The organism is Pseudomonas sp. BN414 (assembly GCF_029871275.1).
Classification (GTDB): domain Bacteria; phylum Pseudomonadota; class Gammaproteobacteria; order Pseudomonadales; family Pseudomonadaceae; genus Metapseudomonas; species Metapseudomonas resinovorans_C.
The window spans coordinates 1-5,982 of record NZ_SSOL01000035.1 but is presented as its reverse complement, the minus strand read 5'-3'; the positions used below and the strand labels follow the sequence as shown (position 1 = coordinate 5,982).

6 protein-coding genes are annotated in these 5,982 nt (G+C 62.8%); all 6 read left to right on the top strand.

The features are described 5' to 3' along the window. Window positions 1-165: 165 nt before the first annotated feature. Complete coding sequence (gcvT, locus tag E8E95_RS06190; protein WP_280349032.1) at window positions 166-1,284, top strand: glycine cleavage system aminomethyltransferase GcvT; 1,119 nt, start codon at window positions 166-168, stop codon at window positions 1,282-1,284. A gap of 214 nt (window positions 1,285-1,498) precedes the next feature. Further along, the gene (locus E8E95_RS06185; RefSeq protein WP_280349030.1) at window positions 1,499-2,059 is read left to right on the top strand and encodes a hypothetical protein; all 561 of its coding nucleotides are present in this window, start codon (window positions 1,499-1,501) and stop codon (window positions 2,057-2,059) included. Between the two features lie 313 nt (window positions 2,060-2,372). After that, complete coding sequence (locus tag E8E95_RS06180) at window positions 2,373-4,199, top strand: multicopper oxidase domain-containing protein (RefSeq protein ID WP_348532574.1); 1,827 nt, start codon at window positions 2,373-2,375, stop codon at window positions 4,197-4,199. A 19-nt stretch (window positions 4,200-4,218) separates the two neighbouring features. Next, window positions 4,219-4,857, top strand: coding sequence for an SCO family protein (locus tag E8E95_RS06175; RefSeq protein ID WP_280349026.1), 639 nt, complete (start codon window positions 4,219-4,221; stop codon window positions 4,855-4,857). 98 nt (window positions 4,858-4,955) lie between these two features. Next, window positions 4,956-5,135, top strand: a complete 180-nt coding sequence (locus E8E95_RS06170; RefSeq protein WP_280349024.1) for a hypothetical protein — start codon at window positions 4,956-4,958, stop codon at window positions 5,133-5,135. Between the two features lie 365 nt (window positions 5,136-5,500). Continuing rightward, the gene (locus tag E8E95_RS06165; RefSeq protein ID WP_280347458.1) at window positions 5,501-5,887 is read left to right on the top strand and encodes a hypothetical protein; all 387 of its coding nucleotides are present in this window, start codon (window positions 5,501-5,503) and stop codon (window positions 5,885-5,887) included. Window positions 5,888-5,982 lie beyond the last annotated feature (95 nt).

The window sequence follows — 5,982 nt, the reverse complement described above, 5'->3', positions numbered from 1 at the left end:
TGAAGAGCAAATACAAGGAAACCGCCCGCGGCGGCCTCGCCGTGAACATCATCGAATGCTGAACAGGTCGCCTACAGAGGACCGCGCTTTTCACTCCCTCTCCCTCTGGGAGAGGGCCGGGGTGAGGGATGCCCTGCCCCGCACCGACTTTGACTGGAGCAACACATGACCGACCTCGCCAAAACCCCGCTGCACGCCCTACACCTCGAACTCGGTGCGCGCATGGTGCCCTTCGCCGGCTACGACATGCCGGTGCAGTACCCGCTCGGCGTGCTCAAGGAGCACCTGCACACCCGCGAGCAGGCCGGCCTGTTCGACGTCTCGCACATGGGCCAGATCCTCCTGCGCGGCGCCAACGCCGCCCGCGCGCTGGAAAGCCTGGTACCCGTGGACATCCTCGACCTGCCGGTGGGCACCCAGCGCTACGCCATGTTCACCGACGAGAATGGCGGCATCCTCGACGACCTGATGGTCGCCCGCCTCGCCGACGATGAACTGTTCCTAGTGGTCAACGCCGCCTGCAAGGAGCAGGACCTGGCGCACCTGCAGACGCACCTCGGCGAACAGTGCGCGATCGAATCGCTGTTCGAATCCCGCGCCCTGCTCGCTCTGCAAGGCCCGGCCGCCGCCGAGGTACTCGGACGCCTCGCCCCGGAAGTGAAGAAGATGACCTTCATGCAGTTCGGCAGCGTGCGCCTGGACGGCGTCGAGTGCTACGTCAGTCGCTCCGGCTACACCGGCGAGGACGGCTACGAGATTTCCGTACCCGTAGCCCTGGCCGAAGCGCTGGCGCGCACCCTGCTGGCCCAGCCGGAAGTCCAGCCGATCGGCCTCGGCGCCCGCGACTCGCTGCGCCTGGAAGCCGGCCTGTGCCTCTACGGCCATGACATGAGCCCCGCCACCACGCCGATCGAGGCCAGCCTCGGTTGGGCCATCTCCAAGGCCCGCCGCGCCGATGGCGTGCGTGCCGGCAACTTCCCCGGTGCCGGCCAGGTGTTTGCCCAGCAGCGCGACGGCGTGCCCAGCAAGCGTGTCGGCCTGCTCCCGCAGGAGCGTGTGCCGGTGCGCGAAGGCGCGGAGATCGTCGATGCCGACGGCACCGTGATCGGCCGCGTCTCCAGCGGCGGCTTCGGCCCCAGCCTGGGCGCGCCAGTGGCCATGGGCTACGTGACCGCCAGCCATGCCGCCCTCGACAGCGAAGTCTGGGCCCTGGTGCGCGGCAAGCGCGTGGCGATGAAAGTCGCCAAGACCCCCTTCGTGCCGCAGCGCTACTACCGCGGCTGATACAGAGTCCCCAACTGCCCCGCTCCGGCGGGGCCTTGAAGGGTGAAGACGCAAGTCTTCACCCTTTTTCTTTGCAGGTCAGCACTCAAGAAATCGCTGCAACCCACTGATAAACAAAGTCTTACCCAATTCATAAGAGCGACACAAAGCCGTCATCAACCGGTCATCCAGCGCAGGCAGATTCTCTGCTCAACTTTCCTGGGGAGGACCTCCGATGAACCACAAGAAGAACCTGATCAAGCCCTTGGCTGCTGCGCTGCTGGCCGCCACCCTCGGTGCCTGCGCCGTGCAAGCCCCAGCCCCCGCCAAGCCGGTGGCCCTGGATAACGAAGACTGGTACCAGATCCGCACCGAGAAGGAACTGTTCGTCTTCGACGACTACGCCACCTACCGCGAATACGTGAAGAGCGGCACTGCCCCGGTCAAACAGAGCGCCGGCAAGAAGGACGGTTTCGGCCGCGACATCATCCTGGTCCTGAAAGCCGCCGACCAGGGCAAGGACATCAAGACCCTCTCTGCCAAGCGCTTCATCGATATCAGCCTGCCGCCCGCCCAGCCCTTCTACGGCGAACTGCGCGACGAAGAAGGCATCATCTATGTGTTCAGCCGCTACGGCGACATGATGGACATGTACCGCATCGGCGAACCCACCTTCAGCTACGTGGACATCGGCGGCGGTCCCGAAGGCCAGCGCGTGGTGTACGTGCTGACCAAGGAAGAGCCCAAGCCGATCAAGCAGATCGCCATGTTCCACGACAAGTACAACTACAAGTAGTTCCCCCGCAGGCGGTCGGAATTTCCACCCCTCCGACCGCCTCTCGCCCCGCTCCAAATGGCTCTACCGCCTACCCCGCAATGCCCACCGCCCGTCTTCGCGAAACATCCTGAAACACACCGCGCAATACCTAGAGCCAGCAGCCACCGGCCCTAAATAGCGACAAAATATTGCCACCTATCAAATTGCGCATCGTAAATGAGAGGGCTTTAGTCGATTTATTGGCGCATTGGCCGTGCGAGCAGATTCACCCTTTACGGCCTGCACCTTCGTGCGAGCGGATGGGGATAAATAGCCCTGGAGCATTGCATCCATGGCGGGCCGTTCACGCGAATTCGTGGTGGGGAGGTTGGAGTGCACACTCATGAAAGGCAAAGACCCGCGACAAAAAAACAAGAAAGGCAGGTTGGTGGACAAAACCCGGCGAGATTTCCTCAAACTGTCGGCCGCCGCGGCAGCTGCACCAGCATTATTGCGCGCCCCGGTCAGCGAGGCCTCGAGCGTCCCGATCGTACTACCACCCAGCCCACCGACAACTCCATGGGTCATGGAGCTGCCCACCGAGATCGTGCGCGCAGCTGCTGTCCCGTACCTGACTCCGGCGCCTACCGAACTGGCCAACGTCGCAGGCGGCGAAGCCGGACGGGCACGCCATCAGTTCTGGTCGAAGTTCCGCGCGAACGCTAACTACTATGAGTTGCACGCCGTCGAACGCGACTGGCAGTTCAATCCGGCGTATCCGGTCCAGAAGGTCTGGAACTACCGCGCCGCCGACACGCCCGAGAAGGAATTCAGCGCCACCGTCGCCTCACGCTACGGCTCGCCGATGATCTGCCGCATCTACAACGACCTGCCAGCCAATCACACGGGCTTCGGCACGCCGGAAATCTCCACCCACCTGCATAACCTGCACTGCGGTTCGGAGAGCGACGGTTTCCCCGGCGACTATTACAGCGCCACCAAGGCAGGCCCGACCCTGACCGCCGAGGGTGGCTTCAAGGATCACCTCTATCCCAACTGCTGTGCCGGCTTCGAAGACCGCCAGGACAGCATCGGCGACCCCAACGAGGCCCTAGGCACGCTCTTCTATCACGACCACACCCTGGATTTCACATCGCCCAACCTTTACCGCGGGCTGTCGGGCTTCTACCTGCTGTACGACTCGCTGGATTCAGGCAACGAAGCCGACCCCACGCCCGGCGCCCTGCGCCTTCCAAGCGGCGCCTATGACTACCCGCTGCAGTTCGCCGACCGCCGCTTCGATGCCGCCGGCAAGCTCTATTACGACGAGATCAACCCCGAGGGGGTGCTGGGCGACAAGGTATTGGTCAACGGCATGATCGAACCGGTGCTCAAGGTGGCCGCGCGGCGCTATCGCTTCCGCCTGCTGAATGCCGGACCGAGCCTGTTCTATGCCTTCTCGCTGGTGAATCCGAACAACGTGAAGCAGAACTTCACCTACATCGCCAACGACGGCAACCTGCTGCCAAAGCCGCTGCTCAACCAGCAGTCCATCACCCTTGGCATGGCCGAACGCGCCGACATCGTGGTCGACTTTTCCAAGTACGTGGTGGGCACCACCCTTTACCTGGTCAACCGCATGCGCCAGGAAGAAACCCGTGGACCGAAGGACATCAAGGAACCGGGCGTGCGCGTGCTGAAGATAGTGGTGGACCGCTGGCCAACCGCCCAGGACCTCAGCCAGGTGCCGGCCAACCTGCGGCCACTGCCGCCGCTGGACCCGGCCGAAGTGGCTGCCGCGCCGGTGCGCCGCTTCGTATTCGAGCGCTCCAACAACATGTGGGCGATCAATGGCCAGTTCGTCAACGTCAATGCGCCGCGCTTCACCGTGCCCCGAGGGCGCGGGGAAATCTGGGAGCTGGTCAACATCGACAACGGCTGGTCGCACCCGATTCACATCCACTTCGAGGAAGGACGCATCATCGCGCGCATCAGGAATGGCGTGTCGCAGCCCATCCCGGCCCACGAACTGGGTCGCAAGGACGTCTATGTGATCAACAAGAACGAGACCATCCGCGTCTTCATCCGTTTCCGTGATTACGTCGGCAAGTACGTGATGCATTGCCACAACCTGATCCACGAAGACCACGCGATGATGCTGCGCTTCGACCTCGTATGACGGCCGCGGAGGACTTTCAATGAACACTCGCAGAAACCTGATCGGCGGCCTCGGCGCCGGCGTACTGGGGCTCGCCGCCCTGGGCTCGCTGGGTATCGCCGCGGAACGTCAGCCGCAACCCCGTCAGGGCGACGGGCGCTTTCCCAACCCGACGCTCTTCACCCACCAGGGCCGTAAGGTGGAGTTTTACCGCGACCTGATGCGCGGCAAGGTGGTGGTGCTGAACATGATGTACGCCAGCTGTGGCCGTAACTGCCCCACCGCCACCGCCAACCTGCGCAAGGTGCAACAGATGCTGGGCGACCGGGTGGGTCGGGACATCTTCATGTACTCGATCACCCTGCAACCCGAGTTGGATCAGCCGCACCACCTGCAGGAATACGTGGACAAGTTCCACATCGGTCCGGGCTGGGAATACCTCACCGGCGATCCTCAGGACATCCTCGAACTGCGCTACGCCCTGGGCTTCTATGACGTGGACCCAATCGTCGATGGCAACCAGCTGACCCACACCGGCATGGTGCGGATCGGCAACGAACCGATCGGCCGCTGGACCATGGCGCCAGCGTTGACCGATCCGACGCACATCCTTTCCGCCATCAACCATGTGGACCACCGTGTCGAGTTGACTGGCTGGGACATCCAGCAACCGTCCTGAGCCAACCAGAGGCCTCCGGGAGCGCCCGGAGGCCGGCTGGTGTATGATGCGCGCCTCCGGCCCAGCCACGGGCCAAAGCCTGAAAGCAGCAGAACACCATGACCAGCCAAGACATCGACCAGGTCGACGCCCAACCGGCGGAAACCCCGACCGCCGAAACCGCTCCGGCCAAGCCGAAGAAGAACGTCCCCTATCACCTCACCCTCAAGGGTCACGACCGCGGTCAGCGCCCCGGCCCCGCCCCGCGCGGTTCTCGCCGCTCCATGGGTAAGCGCTGACGCCAGTCCGCCGCGCCCCCGCCATGGGGGCGCGACCACATCTGCTCCCTCCCAACCCGCCACACCCCAGCTGAAAGCACGCTTGTAGCGCCGCAAACGCTCTAGCAAGGGGCTTTCATCGCTGCATTAGCATTACCCCGCACAATTACATCGAATAAATCGATTATCACGCTTTCAGGAAAAAGCCTTTCCAGATCGCGCAATTACGCCTCAATTGATCGCCTAACCTCTTGTTTTTACTGGATAAGCCATAACTATCATTAACGTCGATGGTAACCATTACCCAGGATCACTTCTTCATCGAAATCACATCAGTAACATGGGCCCCACAGACAAACACCACCCCCAAAACCAAGGTGCCCAAAATGAAAAAGCAAATCCTCGCCAGCCTGTTCTTCGCCAGCCTGTCCGCGTCCGCTTTCGCCCTTTCGGTTGCTGAGGGTGGCGCTGATCGCACCAATGTCCATCGCGTCGCTGAAAGCGGTGCCGAGCGTTCGCAATCCCTGCGGGTTGCTGAAAGTGGTTCCGAGCGTTCCGAGTCCCTGCGGGTTGCCGAAGGTGGCTCCGACCGCACCAAGGCCTTCGATGTCGCTGAAAACGGCTCCGAGCGTTCCGAGTCCCTGCGTGTAGCCGAAGGTGGTGCCGACCGCACCAAGGCTTTCGATGTCGCTGAAAACGGTTCCGAGCGTTCCCAGGCCCTGCGTGTAGCCGAAGGTGGTGCCGACCGCACTGGCGCCAACCGCATCAGCTGATCCCCGGAGCAGTTCAGAGGCAGGCAATCACGATGTATGCACATCCTCGAAAGGCAGAAGGCGCCACTTATGGCGCCTTCAGTCTTTTTGGGGCT

Bases quoted from the DNA above. Each gene is read 5' to 3' on its own strand.
- E8E95_RS06185 (WP_280349030.1), top strand. From the start codon at position 1,499: ATGAACCACAAGAAGAACCTGATCAAGCCCTTGGCTGCTGCGCTGCTG.
- gcvT (WP_280349032.1), top strand. From the start codon at position 166: ATGACCGACCTCGCCAAAACCCCGCTGCACGCCCTACACCTCGAACTC.
- E8E95_RS06180 (WP_348532574.1), top strand. From the start codon at position 2,373: ATGGCGGGCCGTTCACGCGAATTCGTGGTGGGGAGGTTGGAGTGCACA.
- E8E95_RS06175 (WP_280349026.1), top strand. From the start codon at position 4,219: ATGAACACTCGCAGAAACCTGATCGGCGGCCTCGGCGCCGGCGTACTG.
- E8E95_RS06165 (WP_280347458.1), top strand. From the start codon at position 5,501: ATGAAAAAGCAAATCCTCGCCAGCCTGTTCTTCGCCAGCCTGTCCGCG.
- E8E95_RS06170 (WP_280349024.1), top strand. From the start codon at position 4,956: ATGACCAGCCAAGACATCGACCAGGTCGACGCCCAACCGGCGGAAACC.